General features: G+C 61.6%; 16 protein-coding genes. 12 read left to right on the forward strand and 4 right to left on the reverse strand.

The genetic code is table 11. The annotated features are described in order from the left end of the window. Positions 1-1,404: a chromosomal replication initiator protein DnaA gene (gene dnaA / locus K3725_RS00005; RefSeq protein WP_260016873.1), complete on the forward strand. Its 1,404-nt coding sequence runs from the start codon at positions 1-3 to the stop codon at positions 1,402-1,404. A gap of 182 nt (positions 1,405-1,586) precedes the next feature. Further along, entirely contained in the window at positions 1,587-2,489 is a 903-nt protein-coding gene (gene rarD / locus K3725_RS00010) for an EamA family transporter RarD (RefSeq protein ID WP_260016874.1), read from the forward strand. Positions 2,490-2,496: 7 nt separating this feature from the next. On the opposite strand, the gene K3725_RS00015 is transcribed toward rarD, so the two are convergent. After that, positions 2,497-3,246, reverse strand: coding sequence for a phosphodiester glycosidase family protein (locus tag K3725_RS00015; RefSeq protein ID WP_260016875.1), 750 nt, complete (start codon positions 3,244-3,246; stop codon positions 2,497-2,499). Continuing rightward, a complete protein-coding gene (rbfA, locus tag K3725_RS00020; protein ID WP_019295139.1) occupies positions 3,243-3,638 on the reverse strand; it encodes a 30S ribosome-binding factor RbfA in 396 nt (131 codons plus the stop codon). Before rbfA ends, K3725_RS00015 begins: the two co-directional genes overlap by 4 nt. An 86-nt stretch (positions 3,639-3,724) precedes the next feature. Between rbfA and dapB the strand changes: the two genes are divergently transcribed. Continuing rightward, positions 3,725-4,534 (forward strand): 4-hydroxy-tetrahydrodipicolinate reductase, encoded by an 810-nt coding sequence (gene dapB, locus K3725_RS00025; protein WP_260016876.1) that lies wholly within the window; start codon positions 3,725-3,727, stop codon positions 4,532-4,534. Here dapB and K3725_RS00030 read toward each other — a convergent pair whose 3' ends face one another. Both K3725_RS00030 and K3725_RS00035 read right to left on the reverse strand, forming a co-directional pair. Continuing rightward, entirely contained in the window at positions 4,535-4,867 is a 333-nt protein-coding gene (locus tag K3725_RS00030; RefSeq protein WP_260016877.1) for an NIPSNAP family protein, read from the reverse strand. 21 nt (positions 4,868-4,888) lie between these two features. After that, positions 4,889-5,080 (reverse strand): DUF1674 domain-containing protein, encoded by a 192-nt coding sequence (locus K3725_RS00035; protein WP_260016878.1) that lies wholly within the window; start codon positions 5,078-5,080, stop codon positions 4,889-4,891. Between the two features lie 77 nt (positions 5,081-5,157). On the opposite strand from K3725_RS00035, the gene K3725_RS00040 reads away from it, so the two are divergent. The 9 genes from K3725_RS00040 (at position 5,158) to K3725_RS00080 (ending at position 17,136) form a co-directional block, all read left to right on the forward strand. After that, on the forward strand, positions 5,158-6,420 hold the full coding sequence (locus K3725_RS00040) for an RsmB/NOP family class I SAM-dependent RNA methyltransferase (RefSeq protein ID WP_260016879.1): 1,263 nt from the start codon (positions 5,158-5,160) through the stop codon (positions 6,418-6,420). 99 nt (positions 6,421-6,519) lie between these two features. After that, a complete protein-coding gene (locus K3725_RS00045) occupies positions 6,520-8,262 on the forward strand; it encodes a heparinase II/III family protein (RefSeq protein WP_260016880.1) in 1,743 nt (580 codons plus the stop codon). Between the two features lie 24 nt (positions 8,263-8,286). Further along, positions 8,287-9,876 (forward strand): bifunctional phosphoribosylaminoimidazolecarboxamide formyltransferase/IMP cyclohydrolase, encoded by a 1,590-nt coding sequence (purH, locus tag K3725_RS00050; protein WP_260016881.1) that lies wholly within the window; start codon positions 8,287-8,289, stop codon positions 9,874-9,876. Positions 9,877-9,892: 16 nt separating this feature from the next. After that, the gene (gene lspA, locus K3725_RS00055; protein WP_260016882.1) at positions 9,893-10,375 is read left to right on the forward strand and encodes a signal peptidase II; all 483 of its coding nucleotides are present in this window, start codon (positions 9,893-9,895) and stop codon (positions 10,373-10,375) included. 55 nt (positions 10,376-10,430) lie between these two features. After that, a complete protein-coding gene (locus tag K3725_RS00060; protein ID WP_260018647.1) occupies positions 10,431-10,952 on the forward strand; it encodes a DUF3035 domain-containing protein in 522 nt (173 codons plus the stop codon). Between the two features lie 175 nt (positions 10,953-11,127). After that, entirely contained in the window at positions 11,128-12,471 is a 1,344-nt protein-coding gene (locus K3725_RS00065; protein WP_260016883.1) for a pitrilysin family protein, read from the forward strand. After that, the gene (locus tag K3725_RS00070; RefSeq protein WP_260016884.1) at positions 12,468-13,787 is read left to right on the forward strand and encodes a pitrilysin family protein; all 1,320 of its coding nucleotides are present in this window, start codon (positions 12,468-12,470) and stop codon (positions 13,785-13,787) included. Before K3725_RS00065 ends, K3725_RS00070 begins: the two co-directional genes overlap by 4 nt. 246 nt (positions 13,788-14,033) lie before the next feature. Continuing rightward, positions 14,034-16,178, forward strand: a complete 2,145-nt coding sequence (gene pnp / locus K3725_RS00075; protein WP_260016885.1) for a polyribonucleotide nucleotidyltransferase — start codon at positions 14,034-14,036, stop codon at positions 16,176-16,178. Between the two features lie 91 nt (positions 16,179-16,269). Further along, positions 16,270-17,136, forward strand: coding sequence for a glycosyltransferase family 2 protein (locus K3725_RS00080; RefSeq protein ID WP_260016886.1), 867 nt, complete (start codon positions 16,270-16,272; stop codon positions 17,134-17,136). Positions 17,137-17,138: the final 2 nt, after the last annotated feature.

The following is a 17,138-nucleotide window of genomic DNA, read 5'->3' on the forward strand; positions in this document are numbered from 1 at the left end:
ATGACAGAAGAAAAATGGGGACAGCTCAGAAACCGGCTGTTGAAGACGGTCGGTCAAAACAATTTTACGACCTGGATCGAGCCGCTTGAATTTGACGCCGTGGACGGTGGGGTTGCCGTCTTCAAGGTGCCGACCAATTTCATGGGCAATTACGTCAGCCAGAACTTTGCAGATCTGATTCTGCATGAACTGACGATGTCTGGCGAGCAAGTGCAGCGCCTGGCCTTCCGGGTGGCGGCGAACAGCCCGGCGCGACCGGCACAACCCGCCGCTGCGGCTGAGGCATACGGCAGCGCTGACGGCGATGTGGCCGTGATGACTGCGCCCGCGGCTTCTTCTTCGGGTAAGGACACTTTGGAGGCCCTTCAGGCCGCACCGCTCGACCCGCGTTTCACCTTCGACAGCTTTGTCGTAGGCAAGCCGAACGAGCTGGCCCATGCTGCTGCGCGGCGGGTCGGCGAAGGCGGCCCGGTCACCTTCAATCCGCTGGTGCTGTATGGCGGTGTGGGTTTGGGTAAAACTCACCTGATGCATGCTATCGCCTGGGAGCTGAAGGAAAAGAATCCGTCGCTGAACGTGCTGTACCTGTCGGCGGAACAGTTCATGTACCGCTTTGTTCAAGCTCTGCGCGAGCGCAAGATGATGGACTTCAAGCACCTGTTCCGCTCGGTCGACGTGCTGATGGTGGATGACGTTCAGTTCATTGCCGGCAAGGACTCGACTCAGGAGGAATTCTTCCACACTTTCAATGCGCTGGTGGATCAGAATAAGCAGATCATCATCTCTGCCGACCGCGCTCCGGGCGAAATCAAGGATCTGGAGGAGCGGGTGAAATCGCGCCTGCAGTGCGGCCTGGTGGTGGATCTTCACCCGACCGACTACGAACTGCGTCTGGGCATCCTGCAGACCAAGGTGCAACAGCAGCGCGAGACATACCCGGACCTGCGCATTGCGGACGGCGTGCTGGAGTTTCTGGCGCACCGGATCTCGACCAACGTGCGTGTTCTCGAAGGTGCGCTGACCCGTTTGTTCGCCTTTGCGTCGCTGGTCGGCCGCGAGATCGACATGGACCTGACCCAGGACTGTCTGGCAGACGTCCTTCGTGCCTCTGAGCGCAAGATCACCGTCGAAGAAATCCAGCGCAAGGTCTCCGAGTACTACAACATCCGCATGTCCGACATCATCGGCCCCAAGCGCCTGCGCTCTTATGCGCGGCCGCGCCAAGTGGCGATGTACCTGTGCAAGCAGCTGACCAGCCGCTCTCTGCCCGAGATCGGCCGCCGGTTCGGCGGGCGCGACCACACTACCGTCATGCATGGCGTGAAGCGCATCGAAGAGCTGAAGCTGACCGACGGCCAGATTGCCGAGGATGTTGAAATGCTGCGCCGGTCGCTGGAAGCCTGACGTTCAAATAGCTGAAGCTGCAAACCCCAAATTGCACTGCGGCCCCGGTTTCCGGGGCCGTTTTTGTTGGCTCAATGGCCGCCTGGAAAACCCATAACGGTGGTGAATGCCTGGTATCACAGAAAACGAAGTTTCAAGGCTCGCAAAACCGGTCATAACGGCGCCCTGGATAGGAGCGCGGCATGACAGATCAGACCCCACAGAACTTGGACACGCCCCGCGGATTGGCCTTTGCCTTCACTGCTTACCTGCTGTGGGGATTCTTGCCGCTTTACATGAAGGCGCTCTCACACATTCCTACGGCTGAGGTAGTGGCGCACCGGGTGATCTGGTCAGTGCCGGTGGCAGGCGCACTGCTGATTGTCCTGCGCCGGACCAAGGATCTGCGCGCGGCGTTGAAGAATCCCCGTATGCTCGGCATGGCCTGCATCACCGCGGCGCTGATCTCGGTCAATTGGGGAATCTACGTCTGGTCCATCGCAGCCGGGCGGGCGCTGGACGCTGCGCTTGGCTACTACATCAACCCGCTGTTCAGCATTGCACTCGGCGCCATCCTTCTGCGCGAACCGCTCGGCAAGGCGCAAATAGCGGCTGTTGCGCTGGCGGCGGCGGCTGTGCTGGTGCTGACACTGGAAGCGGGCCGGGTGCCCTGGGTGGCAGTTGGCCTGACCCTGTCCTGGGGATTTTATGCCTTCTTCAAGAAGTCTCTGCCAATCGGCCCCAATCAGGGCTTTCTGCTTGAGGTTCTGATCCTCTTGGTACCTGCGCTTGGCTATTTTGCTTACCTGACCGCCACGGGCAGCAGCAGTTTTGGTGCCTCGTTGACCGACACCTGGCTTCTCCTGGGCTGTGGTGTGGTTACGGCGGTGCCGCTGATCGTCTATGCCAACGGTGCCAAGCTGGTGCGGCTCTCAACCATGGGGATCCTGCAATACATTGCCCCGACGATGATCATGCTGGCCGCCGTGCTGCTGTTCGGCGAGGAATTCGGCCGCGCCAGAATGATCGCCTTCCCGATGATCTGGGCCGCGCTGGTGATCTACTCAGCGCCGATGATCCGGCAGATGCGCAAGCGTCCCGGCTGAAAGAGATTCAGCCGTCTGGCTGGGCGCTTTCAACCACGCCCACAATCGGCCCCATCATAAATCCGGCATCGCTGCGGCTTAGCTGCGGCGCGTGCAGCCGAGAGATGTTTCCGTCAAAATACAAGGCGCTGGGCAGCTTCAGATGGTCACGGAACAGGCTGCCGAACTGGTGAAACGTCACCGCATTGCGCGAGATCGCAAAGACCGCTCGCGTGCCATCTGCCGAGGTGCCGACACCGTTGCGGATGTAATAGCTGTCCGAATCGGGCAGGAACCGCGGATGCAGCTCGCCGTCGATCACCAGCATTGGCCCGGACTGGGTGGCATAAGTACAGGCGGGGGCAGCCTTCTCGAACGCAAGGGTTTCAAACACGTCGGCCCGGCTCCCCCGGATACACAGCACGCCGTTCGGCAGCAGGCCGAAGTTTCCGGGACCGGCGTTGGTCACCAGACGCATCTCCTCACCGCTTTCATCGACATAAAGGCCGACCGGGGAGCGGTCGCTGTGGTACATGCCTGCGTTGGTTGCAAAGGCCAGCGTCTTGCCGTCATTGGCCAGCGCTTCCTCCAATTTGGAGAAATGCCCGAAGACCTGCCCTTCGCCATCCTTCAGGAACAGCTGCAGCTCTTCCTGCGCGGCGTCGACTTCGCAGATCGAATAGCGGTTGCCCTCAAAGGCCACATCGCTGCACTCGACAGCGCCGGCCGGGGGTGCGGTCCATAGCGCTGTCAGCAGCAAGGCGGCCTTGCGGATCACTCTTCCACGTCGCGGCGCACCGCGTCCTGACTCAGCATCCGGCGGGTTTCGTCCATCTGGTCGAAGGTCTCATCCAGCCGGAACCGCAGGTCCGGGGTGAACTTCAGGCCCAGCTTCTTGCCAACCATACGCCGCAACTCACTCTTGTTTCGGGCGAGAAGCTTCAGCACATCCTCTTGTCCCTTGCCGCCCAACGGCAGCACAAAGGCGGTGGCGATTTTCAGATCCGGGGAGGTGCGCACCTCGCCCACGGTGATCGACATGCGGTTCAGGTCCGGATCATGCACATCGCCGCGCGCCAGCACTTCGGAGAGCGAGCGGCGGATCAGTTCGCCGACGCGAAGCTGACGCTGGGAGGGGCCGGGGCCATCGTGGAATTTGTTCTTTGCCATAGTTTCGATCTATGCCGGATCGCAGGCTTTGCCAAGCGCTGCCCGGCGATGTAGGACAAAACCAGCTTGAACAAGGAAATGGGCCAATGACTCACAAACCAGGGATCGTGATTACCGGCGCATCGGGCCGCATGGGGCAGATGCTGATCAAAACGGTGCTGGAGAGCGATAAGGCCACGCTGGCCGGAGCGGTGGAGCGTGAGGGCCACGATTGGGTCGGCCGCGACGTCGGGGAGGCCATGGGCGGCGCGCCGGTTGGCGTCACCGTGACGTCCGACGCGCTGGAGGCGTTTGCTAAGGCGCAGGCGGTGATCGACTTTACCGCGCCGGAGGCAACGCTGGCGTTTTCCAAGCTGGCAGCGCAGGCCCGCGCCGTGCATGTGATCGGCACCACCGGCATGACGGATGAGCAGATCGCCCGGCTGGAACCGGCCTCGCGCCACGCGGTGATCATCCGTGCGGGCAACATGAGCCTGGGTGTGAACCTGCTGGTACAGCTGACCAAGAAGGTTGCCGCTGCTCTGGATGAGGATTTCGACATCGAAGTGATAGAGGCACATCACCATCACAAGGTCGACGCGCCCTCCGGCACCGCCTTGATGCTGGGTGAAGCTGCCGCCGAGGGCCGCGGTGTGAAACTGGCGGATGTGCGCGATTCCGGCCGGGACGGGATCACCGGCGCCCGCAAGCGCGGCGACATCGGCTTCACCGCCATCCGCGGCGGCGACATCGTGGGCGAGCATGACGTGCTGTTTGCCGCTGCAGGAGAGCGCATCGTGCTGCGCCACCTGGCCACTGACCGCGCCATTTTTGCCCGCGGAGCACTGAAGGCCGCGCTTTGGGGCCAGGACAAGGGGCCGGGCCAGTACGACATGGTGGATGTTCTGGGGCTGTGATTACAGCTTCGGGGTTCCCCTGAACCCTTCAAAACCTTCAGTGGTTGAGACAACGGAAGCCTCGAAATGCGCAATCAGAGGCATGACAACTGGCTCAACCTCATCCGCCCAAACCGGGCCGCCATAGAATGCTTCTTTGATCCGATCGCGTTCTTCCATGGTCTGGAAGGCCCGCAGCCAGTGAACCTTGTCCTGATCCTCGGTATCGCGCATGGGGCCAAAAACCAGCATGCCAGCGGCCTTCAATGCGGGACGGTTCACCGCTTCAAAAAACTGGATGAATTCTTCGCGTTTTCCGGGGTGCAGCGTGTACATGCGGATTTCCAGGATCATGGTATTTCAGGCTCCGGCTGCTCAGAAATCGACGGCGATGCCTTTTTTCTCCCAATCGCCAAAACGCGCGGGGTCTGGGCCATCGCGGCCGCCAAGCTCCTTTGGGCGGGGGGCTTGCGCCTCTGCGGCCCTACGGCGTTCCTCTGCCTCCGCAAGGGCGCGCATGGCAGCGGGCGGCAGGTCTTTCTTCATCGGCGCGGTCTCGTCGCTCATCGCGGGTTCCTTTATCCTTTGCCCATGATATACGCCCCTGTCCCGTGCGCACAAGGCGCGCCCTAAGGAGTTGCCCCATGTCCGATGCCAACCAAGCCCGCCGCACTGCGGTTTACCTGCTGGATCAGGTGCTGGGAGAGGGGCGGCTGCTGGCAGAATGCTATGCCGCCGGGGCGCTTGAGAAACTGGCGCCGGAAGACCGCGCCCGGGCGCAGCGGCTGTCAGTTGAGACTCTGCGCAGTCTGGAACGTGCCGACCGGGTGCTGAAAAAGCACCTGAAGAAGTCGCCGCCTCTAACCGTCATGAACGCCCTGCGGCTGGGGACGGTCGAGCTGTGCTCGGGAGGTGCGGCGCATGGGGTGGTCAATGCTATGGTGGCGATTGTCTCCAAACACCGGCGTCACGCGCAGCTTAAGGGCCTGGTGAATGCGGTTCTGCGTAAGGTGGCTGACGAAGGCCAGGCCGAGTGGATCAAACTGCGCACGCCGCGTCTGCCGAACTGGATCCGGAAACCCTTGGTTCAGGCTTGGGGGGCTGAGGCGATGCTGGGCATCGAGGCCGCGCATTTTGCCGGTGCACCGCTGGATATCACCGGAAAGCCCGGTGCGGATCTGGCTGCGCTTGGCGGAGAAGTGCTGCCGACTGGCGCTGTCAGACTCGCGAATGCGGGCCAGGTTTCCGCTCTGCCGGGCTATGAGGCTGGCGATTGGTGGGTCCAGGACGCCGCCGCCGCGCTGCCCGCCCGCATTTTGAACGTCCAGCCTGGCGAGCAGGTGCTGGAATTGTGCGCGGCACCAGGCGGCAAAACAATGCAAATGGCTGCAGCAGGTGCCAGGGTGACGGCCGTGGACGTTTCAGAAGGACGCGTTGCCCGCCTCAAGGAAAATCTGGAGCGCACCGGGTTGCAGGCGGAGCTGATCGTGGGAGACGCACTGGAGCAATCCGGCCTATACGACGCCGTGCTGCTGGATGCGCCCTGTTCCGCCACTGGCACAATCCGCCGCCACCCGGACCTGCCGCAGGCCAAGGACGGCAGAGAGTTCGGGGAGCTGATCGAGCTGCAGGCGCAGATGCTGGCCCACGCCTGGACGTTGGTAAAACCCGGCGGCCGGCTGATGTTCTGCACGTGTTCGCTGCTGCCGGATGAAGGCGAATGCCAGGTCGAGGAGGCGCTGGACATGTTCCCGGAGATGGCGGCTGACCGCGATGCACTGGCGGTGCCCGGCGTCGAGGCAGACTGGATCACCGAGGAAGGCGGCCTGCGTCTGCGCCCGGATTACTGGCCGGACCGCGGCGGCATGGACGGTTTCTACATGGCCCTTTTGCGCAAATCTGCGTGACGGCGGGGCCTCTCCGGCATTCGCCGGTGACTTGGCCCGAACCCCGCGCTATGCTCTCGCCAAAACGCCCTGGCACAATCCGGCGTGAGGCTACAGAGCATGTCCACTTATGACAGAATGGCAGGCCGCGGCACCCGGCTGCTGAACCGGTATTACGCCTGGCGGGCGCGCAGCCAGCCAGCGGCAACCGGCTTTGTCTCACAGCCGGAACCACGCACCATCGGCAGCTTTGCCCGCGGGCGGCAGCTGGTGGCGGGGAATCTGCTGTTTGCCGGCTACCTTGTCGAATCGCCCGACACTGGCCTGTGGGAGGTTGCGGCGCCTGATGCAGCCTTCGACGCAGAGCGGCATGGGTTTGCCTGGCTCGACGATCTGGCGGCTGTCGGCGATTTCAAGGCCCGGCTCAAGGCGCAGAAATGGGTCTGGGGTTGGATTGAACAGCATGGCCGCGGCAGCGGGCTGGCCTGGCTGCCGGACCTGACCGGGCGCCGGGTGATCCGCTGGATCAACCACGCGCTGTTCCTGCTGAGCGGCAAGGACAAGGTTGAGACCGAAGTCTTCTATGGCTCACTGGCGCGGCAGACCTGGTATCTGGCGCAACGCTGGCAGGGGGCTGCCCCTGGGCTGCCGCGGTTCGAAGCGTTGTGCGGTTTGATTTACGCGGGTCTTGCCCTGCAGGGGCGGGAGGAACTGGCAGACCCGGCGGTCAAGGCGCTGGCGGCGGAATGCGACTCCCAGATCGACGAACAGGGCGGCTTGCCGACCCGCAACCCGGAAGAACTGCTGGAGGTGTTCACGCTGCTGACCTGGGCCGCTGCTGCTTTGCATGAGGCAGGCAGGATGGTGCCGCCCGCACATATCGCCGCCATCGAGCGGATTGCGCCCACCTTGCGCACCCTGCGCCACAGCGACGGCGGGCTGGCACGGTTCCACGGCGGCGGCCGCGGGCTGGAGGGGCGGCTGGACCACGCACTGGCTGCTAGCCACGTGGCAGAGCGCCATGCGGACGGGTTGGCAATGGGCTTTGCCCGGCTGTCGGCGCGGCGTACTTCGGTTATTGTTGATGCTTCTGCGCCGCCAAAGGGCAAGGCATCGAATAACGGCCATGCTTCGACCTTGGCGTTTGAACTCACCTCGGGACGGCGCCCGCTGATTGTAAACTGCGGCTCTGGCGAGTCGTTCGGTGTGGAATGGCGCCGGGCCGGCCGGGCAACGCCTTCGCACAGCACGTTGTGCATCGAAGGCCACTCCAGCGCCCGGCTGTCGGCGCCGCAGAAAACCACCGGCCATGAGGAGCTGATCGAGGCGCCGGACGATGTCCCGCTGGATCTGGCTGACCTGCCTGACGGCTTCCGGTTTCAGGGCGGCCACAACGGTTATGCCGCGCATTTCGGCCTGACCCATGCCCGCACCCTGGATCTGTCCTTTGATGGCCGCGCCCTGGCCGGAGAGGACATGCTTCTGGCGCTGGAAGCCCCTGCCAAGGCCCGCTTTGACAAGGCCAGCAGCAGCAACCCGGATGGCGGAGTCAGCTTTGATATCCGCCTGCATCTGCACCCCGAAGTCGATGCAACCCTTGACTTGGGCGGCGCAGCAGTATCCATGGCGCTCAAGAGCGGGGAAATCTGGGTGTTCCGTCATGACGGCGCCTGCCATCTGCGGCTGGAGCCAAGCGTTTTCCTGGAAAAGACCCGCTTGAAGCCGCGTGCGGCAAAGCAGATCGTTTTATCCGGGCGGGCGATGGGATATGCCACCCGCGTCCGGTGGACGCTCAGCAAAGCGCAGGAGACTGCCATTGCCGTGCGAGACCTGAACCGGGACGAACCCGAGACGTTTGACTGAGCCTTTAAAAGGACCTGCCCTGCCATGACCGACCTTCACCCCGTACGCCGTGCGCTGCTTTCCGTATCCGACAAGACCGGCCTGATCGAGCTGGGCCAGGCGCTGGCCGCGCGCGGTGTCGAGCTGCTCTCGACCGGCGGTTCCGCCAAGGCACTGCGTGATGCCGGCCTGACGGTCAAAGATGTCTCCGAAGTGACAGGCTTTCCGGAGATGATGGACGGCCGTGTGAAGACCCTGCACCCGATGGTGCATGGCGGCCTGCTGGCGCTGCGCGACAATGACACCCATGTCGCCGCGATGACCGAGCATGGCATCGGCGCCATCGACCTGCTGGTCGTGAACCTCTATCCGTTCGAGGCCGCGCTGGCACGTGGTGCAGATTACGATGAGATGATCGAAAACATCGACATCGGCGGTCCGGCGATGATCCGTGCGGCTTCCAAGAACCACCTTTTTGTGAACGTGGTGACCGACGTCCAGGATTATCACGCGCTGCTGGCAGAGCTGGATGCCAACGACGGCCAGACCTCTTATGCTTTCCGTCAGCGTCTGTCGCAGACCGCTTATGCCCGCACGGCTGCCTATGACGCTGCGGTGTCAAACTGGATGGCCACTGCCATCGAAGAACAGACGCCGCGCCGCCGCGCCTTTGCCGGCGAGCTGAAACAAACTCTGCGTTATGGCGAAAACAGCCACCAGGAAGCTGCCTTCTACACCGATGGCTCAAACCGTCCGGGTGTTGCCACCGCCGTGCAGCTGCAGGGCAAGGAGCTGAGCTACAACAACATCAACGACACCGATGCGGCCTATGAACTGGTGGCGGAATTCGATCCGGCCGAAAGCCCTGCAGTTGCGATCATCAAGCACGCCAACCCCTGCGGCGTCGCCAAGGGCGCGACCCTGGCGGAGGCTTATCAGAAGGCGTTCGACTGCGACCGCACTTCGGCATTTGGCGGCATCGTGGCGCTGAACCAGCCGCTGGACGCGGACACTGCCGCCAAGATCACCGAGATTTTCACCGAGGTGGTAATCGCGCCTGGTGCGTCTGATGAAGCCAAGGAAATCTTTGCCGCCAAGAAGAACCTGCGCCTGCTGCTGACCGATGGCCTGCCCGACCCGCGCAAGCCCATCGTGGCCTACAAGCAGGTGGCCGGCGGCATGCTGGTTCAGGACAAGGACGTCGGCTACGTCGGCATGGAAGATCTGAAGGTAGTGACCGAAAAGGCGCCGTCTGACGCCCAGATGCAGGACCTGCTGTTTGCCTGGAAGGTCGCCAAGCACGTTAAGTCCAATGCCATCGTCTATGTGAAGGACAACGCCACCGTCGGCGTCGGTGCGGGCCAGATGAGCCGTCTGGACAGCGCCAATGTGGCGGCATCCAAGGCGGGCCGAATGGCGGCGGAGCTGGGGCTGGAAGAAAGCCTTGCCAAGGGCTGTGCTGTGGCGTCTGATGCCTTCTTTCCCTTTGCGGACGGCCTGCTGGAAGCAGCGGCAGCAGGCGGTGCCTGCGTGATCCAGCCGGGCGGCTCGATGCGCGATGACGAAGTGATCAAGGCAGCCAACGAAAAAGGCCTCGCCATGGTCTTCACCGGCATGCGCCACTTCCGCCACTAAGCAGAGCGACTGAGTCATGGCAGCACGTTGGATGATCTGGGGCGCAATCCTCTCCTTCCTGGCGGATCAGGCCAGCAAATACCTGGTGATCCACTGGATGGGGCTGGACCAGCGCCACCGGATCGACGTGCTGCCGCCGTTTCTCAACTTCCGCTATGGCGAGAACACCGGCATCAACTTTGGCCTGTTCGGCGGTGGCGACGAGACCGCGCGCTGGATCCTGATCGGGCTCTCTGTGGTGATCTGCATTGCGCTGGTGGTGTGGTTATTGCGGGGGCAGAGCAAGTCCAGAGGCATGCAGCTGTCTGCGGGGCTGGTGATCGGCGGTGCTTTGGGCAATGTCGCAGACCGGCTGCTCTATGGTTATGTTCTCGATTTCCTCAACACATCTTGCTGCGGTATTCAGAACCCGTTTGTGTTCAATGTCGCGGATATCTTCATATTTGGCGGTGCAGCGGGGCTGATCTTCTTTGATGGGCGCAGTAAAAAGCCTGCGTAGACCTCGCCAGGCAATTGCGTTAAAAGCGCAGGGAAACAGGCAGGAGTTTGGGGCAATGCGGATCCCGTTCGGAGTGATCGTTCTTGCAGGCGCGCTGGCAGTGTCCGGCTGCGCGCAAAAAGGGCTGCGCGTTCTGCAGAAACCAGGGTCCGGTCCGGATGAGTTTTTGATCCTGCCGTCAAAGCCTCTGAGTGCTCCGGAAAGCTATTCTGCCCTTCCCGCGCCGACTCCCGGCGGCAGCAACCTGACCGATCCCAATCCGAGCGCTGATGCTGTCGCCGCTCTGGGCGGCAAACCCGGCGCGCTTGTCCCTGCTGACGGCGTCCCGTCAGGTGATGCGGCGCTGGTCACCGCTTCCAGCCGGTATGGAGTAGAGCATGGGGTGCGGGACACGCTGGCATCGGAAGATGCAAAATTCCGCCACCGCAACCGCCACCTGGGCCGGATCAAAATCGTGCCGGTAGACCGCTACGAGCAGCTTTACCGCAAGCAGAGCATTGACCCGTTTGCCGTGAGCGAGCAATTCCGCAAGGCGGGGGCGTCAACACCGTCTTCTCCACCTGAAGAAGAGTCCTGAACGCTCACTTTTCCGCCAGCCAATCTTGCATGACGCCAGCGGCAGCGTAGGTTGACAGCAGTCTTTCTGCTGGCAATGGGAGGCGAATTATGGCTGCATTGATCAAAATGAGCAAATGAGCAGTAACCGCATCAAGCCAGGCAAGGGCAAAGGTGCAGAAATTGGAGGACGCCAGATGATCCAGAGGATCACATTGGCCGCCGCGGCGCTGAGCGCTGCCTTGTCCGTCCCAGCGCGGGCTGAGGATGAGGCAGTGACCGCTTTCACCCTGGGCAATGGTATGGATGTGGTGGTGATCGAGGATCACCGCGCACCGGTGGTTCAGCAAATGGTCTGGTACCGGGCGGGATCCGCCGATGAACCGCCGGGCCAGTCCGGCGTGGCCCATTTTCTCGAGCACCTCCTGTTCAAGGGCACCGATAAGCTGGCGCCGGGTGAACTGTCAGCCACCGTGCGCGCCAATGGCGGCCAGGACAATGCCTTCACAAGCTATGATTACACTGCCTATTTCCAGCGCGTGGCTGCCGACCGGCTGGAATTGATGATGCAGATGGAAAGCGACCGGATGACCAACCTCCGCCTTAGCGAGGAGGATATCGCCACCGAACGCGAGGTCATTCTGGAAGAACGCAACCAGCGCACTGACAACGATCCAGTTGCTCTATTCCGGGAGCAGCTGCGGGCGGTGCAGTACCTGAATCACCGTTACGGCCAGCCGGTGATCGGTTGGCGGCATGAGATGGAAAGCCTGGATATGGAGGACGCGCTGTCCTTCTATCGCACCTATTATGCACCCAATAACGCCATACTGGTGGTGTCCGGCGATGTGCAGCCGGATGAAGTGAAGGCGCTGGCAGAAGAATACTATGGTGCGATTCCGGCAAACCCGGACCTGCCGGAACGGTTCCGCAGTCAGGAACCGCCGCAAACAGCCGCCCGTCGGCTTACGTTCGAAGACGCGCGCGTCGCGCAACCCTATGTGCAGCGATCCTATTTGGCGCCGGAGCGGGACAGCGGTGATCAGCAGAAGGCCGGAGCGCTCTACCTGCTGGCTGAGCTTCTGGGCGGGGGCAATACCTCATTCCTGGCAAATGCTTTGCAGTTCGACCAGCAGGTCGCCGTTTACACCGGCGCCTTTTACTCGGGAAGCACGCTGGACGATACGTCGTTTACGCTGCTGATCGTCCCAGCCGAAGGCATCAGCATGGAACAGGCCGAAGCGGCGCTGGACGCCACCCTCGCCCGTTTTCTGGAGGAAGGCGTGGACGAGGCCCAGCTGGAGCGGATCAAGCTGCAATTGCGCGCTGCCGAAATCTACGACCGTGACAACGTGAATGGCATCGCCAACCGTTATGGGCAGGCACTCAGCATCGGGCTGACGGTGAAGGATGTGCAGGACTGGCCGAAGATCCTGCAATCCGTTACCGCGGATGAGATCATTGCCGCCGCCAATGAGGTGCTGCGCCCGGAAACATCGGTGACAGGCTGGATGACACGCAGCCAGGAGGTGACCCAATGAACATGCTGAAATACATGGCTGCGGGTTTGGTGGCTTGCTTCATGTCGCTGCCTGCGTGGGCTGAAATCAAGATCCAGGAAGTGGTCTCGCCCGGCGGCATCACCGCATGGCTGGTAGAGGATCATTCGATACCGTTCTCTGCGCTCGAGCTGCGTTTCCGCGGCGGCACGTCTCTGGATGCGCCAGGCAAGCGCGGCGGGGTCTATCTGATGACAGGTTTGCTGGAGGAAGGCTCGGGTGATCTGCGCGCTCAAGATTATGCGCGGGCGCTGGAATCCCTTGCCGCTGATTTCAACTACGACGCAGACAAGGATTCGGTTTCTATCTCTGCCCGCTTCCTGACTGAAAACCGCGATGATGCCGTTGCGCTTTTGCGCCAGACTCTTTTTGAGCCGCGGTTCGATCAGGATGCGCTGGACCGGGTGCGGGCCCAGGTTCTGGCAGGGCTGCGCTCTGACGCCAAGAACCCAAACGATATTGCCGGTTTGGCATTCGCTAAAATGGCCTATGGTGATCACCCCTATGGCAGCGATGGCAAGGGCACATTGGACTCGGTTGCCGCGCTCAGCCGCCAGGACATATTCGACGCCTATGAGGCGGTTTTTGCCCGCGACAGGCTCTATGTCAGTGCTGTGGGCGACATCACGGCCGAGGAACTCGGCGGATTGCTCGATGGCCTTCTGAGTGCGCTGCCGGACAAAGGCGCGCCAATTCCAGGACCCGCCGACGTGACGATTGAGGGCGGCGTGACCGTTGTCGATTTTGAAACACCGCAATCAGTTGCGCTGTTTGGCCAGAAGGGAATCGAACGCGAGCACCCGGATTTCTTCACCGCCTATGTCATGAACCAGATCCTGGGCGGAGGTTCCTTTGAAACCCGGCTGATGACTGAAGTGCGGGAGAAGCGCGGGCTGACCTACGGGGTCTATTCCTATCTGGTTCCGCGGGATCTGGCTGCGGTCTACATGGGGTCCGTTGCCTCCGCCAACGGTAAGATGGCAGAGGCAGTGGAGGTGATCCGCAATGAGTGGCGCCGCATGGCCGAAGAAGGCGTGACGGAGAAGGAACTGAGGGACGCCAAGACCTACCTTACCGGCGCCTACCCTCTGCGGTTCGACGGCAACAGCCAAATCGCTGCGATCCTTGCGGGAATGCAGATGGATGACCTGCCGGTCAGTTATGTGGAGACCCGCAACGACCGGATTAACGCGGTGACGCTGGAGGACGTGAAGCGCTTTGCTGCAGAATTCCTGGACCCGGACGGGCTGCATTTCACCATCGCAGGCCGTCCGGAAGGTTTGGAAACCACCAACTGATCCGGGGCCGGTGCCGACAAACTCCCCGCTTGCTGCCTTTCCCTAGCACGCCGCCGCCCACGGCGGCTGCGTGCTGCCGCTTTCCCTTTCATTTTGCCTGAAACTCCTGTATGGGCGGGCCTGTCTGAGACGATGTGCCAAGGCCCCGGCACGCGAAAGAAAGATAGATGGGGCCGGCGGCAATGGGGCCGCCACGCAAACGGGAGACCCGGAGGGCCGGGAGTGCTCCCAATTAGGATACGCTAGATGTTTAACGTTTCGAAAAAATCGATGCAGTGGGGCGAAGAGACGCTCACACTGGAAACCGGCAAGGTTGCCCGCCAGGCTGATGGCTCTGTGATTGCCACCCTCGGCGAAACCTCGGTCATGGCCAACGTGACCTTTGCCCGTCAGCAGAAGCCCGGCCAGGACTTCTTTCCGCTGACCGTGCACTACCAGGAAAAATACTATGCCGCGGGCAAGGTGCCCGGCGGATTCTTCAAGCGCGAAGCGCGCCCGACCGAAAAAGAAACCCTGACTGCGCGCCTGATCGACCGTCCGATCCGCCCGCTGTTCGTCCCCGGCTTCAAGAACGAAGTGCTGGTGATGTGCACCGTGCTGAGCCACGATCTGGTCAACGACCCGGATATCGTTGCAATGATCGCGGCTTCCGCAGCTCTGACCATCTCCGGCGCGCCGTTCATGGGCCCGATCGCCGGTGCCCGCGTCGGTTTTGTTGACGGCGAATACGTGCTGAACCCGACTGTTGACGACATGCAGGACCTGCGCCTCAACCCCGAGCAGCGCCTGGACCTGGTCGTGGCCGGCACCAAGAACGCCGTGATGATGGTGGAATCGGAAGCCTACGAGCTGACCGAAGCTGAGATGCTGGGCGCGGTGAACTTTGCGCATGAGCAGATCCAGCCGGTGATCGACCTGATCATTGCGTTGGCTGAAGAAGCCGCAAACGAGCCCTTCGACTTCCAGGCACCGGATTACTCCGAGCTGTATGAAGCCGTGAAGGCCGCCGGCGAGACCGAGATGCGCGCCGCCTTTGCGATCACCGACAAGCAGGAGCGCACTGCCGCTGTTGCCGCTGCTCGTGAGACCATCAAGGCAGCTCTGACCGAAGAGCAGCTGGAAGACTCCAACCTCGGCTCTGCGATGAAGAAGCTCGAGGCCAGCATCTTGCGCGGTGACGTCGTCAAGGGCGGCAAGCGTATCGACGGCCGTGATACGTCCACCGTGCGCCAGATCGTGGCCGAAACCGGCCTGCTGCCGCGCACCCACGGTTCCGCTCTGTTCACCCGCGGCGAAACACAGGGCCTGGTTGTGACCACTCTTGGCACCGGCGACGATGAGCAGTTCATCGATGCGCTGCACGGCAACTTCAAATCCAATTTCCTGCTGCACTACAACTTCCCGCCGTACTCGGTTGGCGAAGTGGGCCGTGTCGGCTCCCCGGGCCGCCGCGAAATCGGCCACGGCAAGCTGGCGTGGCGCGCGCTGCAGGCGGTTCTGCCGGCGCCGACCGATTTCCCGTACACCATCCGTGTGGTGTCGGAGATCACCGAATCCAACGGCTCCTCCTCGATGGCTTCCGTCTGCGGCGGCTCGCTGTCGATGATGGACGCAGGCGTACCGCTGAAGGCACCGGTTGCTGGTGTGGCGATGGGCCTGATCCTTGAGGACGACGGTTCCTATGCAGTTCTGACCGACATCCTGGGTGACGAAGACCACCTGGGCGACATGGACTTCAAGGTGGCGGGTACCGAAAACGGCATCACGTCGCTGCAGATGGACATCAAGGTTGCCGGCATCACTCCGGAAATCATGGAAAAAGCTCTGGCCCAGGCCAAGGACGGCCGTCTGCACATCCTGAACGAGATGGGTAAGGCCCTGTCCGAGACCAACGAGTTCTCGGTCCACGCCCCGCGCATCGAAACCATGCAGATCCCGACCGACAAGATCCGCGAAGTGATCGGCTCCGGCGGCAAGGTGATCCGCGAGATCGTTGAAGTGTCCGGCGCCAAGGTCGACATCAACGACGATGGCGTGATCAAGATCGCCAGCCCGAACGGTGACGCCATTCAGAAGGCCTATGACATGATCTATTCGATCGTGGCAGAGCCGGAAGAAGGCCAAGTCTACACCGGCAAGGTCGTGAAGATCGTCGATTTCGGCGCTTTCGTGAACTTCTTCGGCAAGCGCGACGGCCTTGTGCACGTCTCCCAGATCGAAAACCGCCGCCTGAACCATCCGTCGGACGTTCTGAAGGAAGGCCAGGAAGTGAAGGTCAAACTTCTCGGCTTCGACGACCGCGGCAAGGTCCGCCTGTCGATGAAAGTGGTCGATCAGGAAACCGGCGAGGAAATCCAGCCGGAGAAGAAAGAAAAAGCAGAGCAGGACTGATTTTCGGCCTGACTTCTCATAGCAGCCCGAGGCGCCCATGTAGTGCGTCTCGGGCTATTCCATTTCTTCCGGAACACGCGTAGGCGAGCTTATGACTCCCCGTATCACTATTATCACGGTGACCTATAACTCCTCGGAGATAGCCGGGAACTTGCTGCGATCCAACACGGATGGAGTTCCCGTTATCCTGATCGACAACGCTTCGCAGGATGCGGATGCAACCCGGGTACTTGCTTCGAAACACGGGGCCCAATTCATTGCCAATTCTGAAAATCTTGGCTTTGGGTGTGCCTGCAATCAGGGTGCAGAGCTGGCTGACACAGAGTTTTTGTTCTTCGTGAACCCCGACGCCGAGCTGTTCGGCGACACGATGCAACAGTTGCTGACTACTGCGGATGCCCATCCCACGGCGTCGGCATTCAATACGCGCGTTGTCAAAGGCGACGGTTCTCTTTTCTTCAAGCGCCGCAGCAAGCTGATCCCAAAGTCGCTTTGGCTTGGCCGCGATGCTGCGAAAAGGGACGGTGAAGTTCCGGTCCTGTCCGGCGGCGCTTTGCTTGTCCGCAAAGCCGCTTTTGATAAGATTGGGGGCTTTGATCCCAAGATTTTTCTTTTCCACGAGGATGATGATCTCAGTCTGCGCCTGAAGGAGCACTGTGGCCCGCTGCGATATGCCTTTGATGCAAAAGTTCGGCACTTATTGGGGCATTCCACGGAACGCTCTGCAAAAACCGCTGCGCTCAAAGCTTGGTACATGGGGCAGTCGCGCGTTTATGCTGCACGCAAGCACGGTCAGTCTTACGGGTATTTGCGGGCATTGGGAGAGGCTATCCTCCAACTTATCTCACCGCTAAACCTTCTGTCTGCGCGTAAGCGGTCAAAAAGCTGGTACTACTTCCAGGCCATTCTCAGCAGCAGAAGGCAACAAGGTGCGAACCGGCTGCCCCCATGGCAATAGTC

This window comes from Leisingera sp. S132, assembly GCF_025144465.1.
In the GTDB taxonomy this organism is placed as follows: domain Bacteria; phylum Pseudomonadota; class Alphaproteobacteria; order Rhodobacterales; family Rhodobacteraceae; genus Leisingera.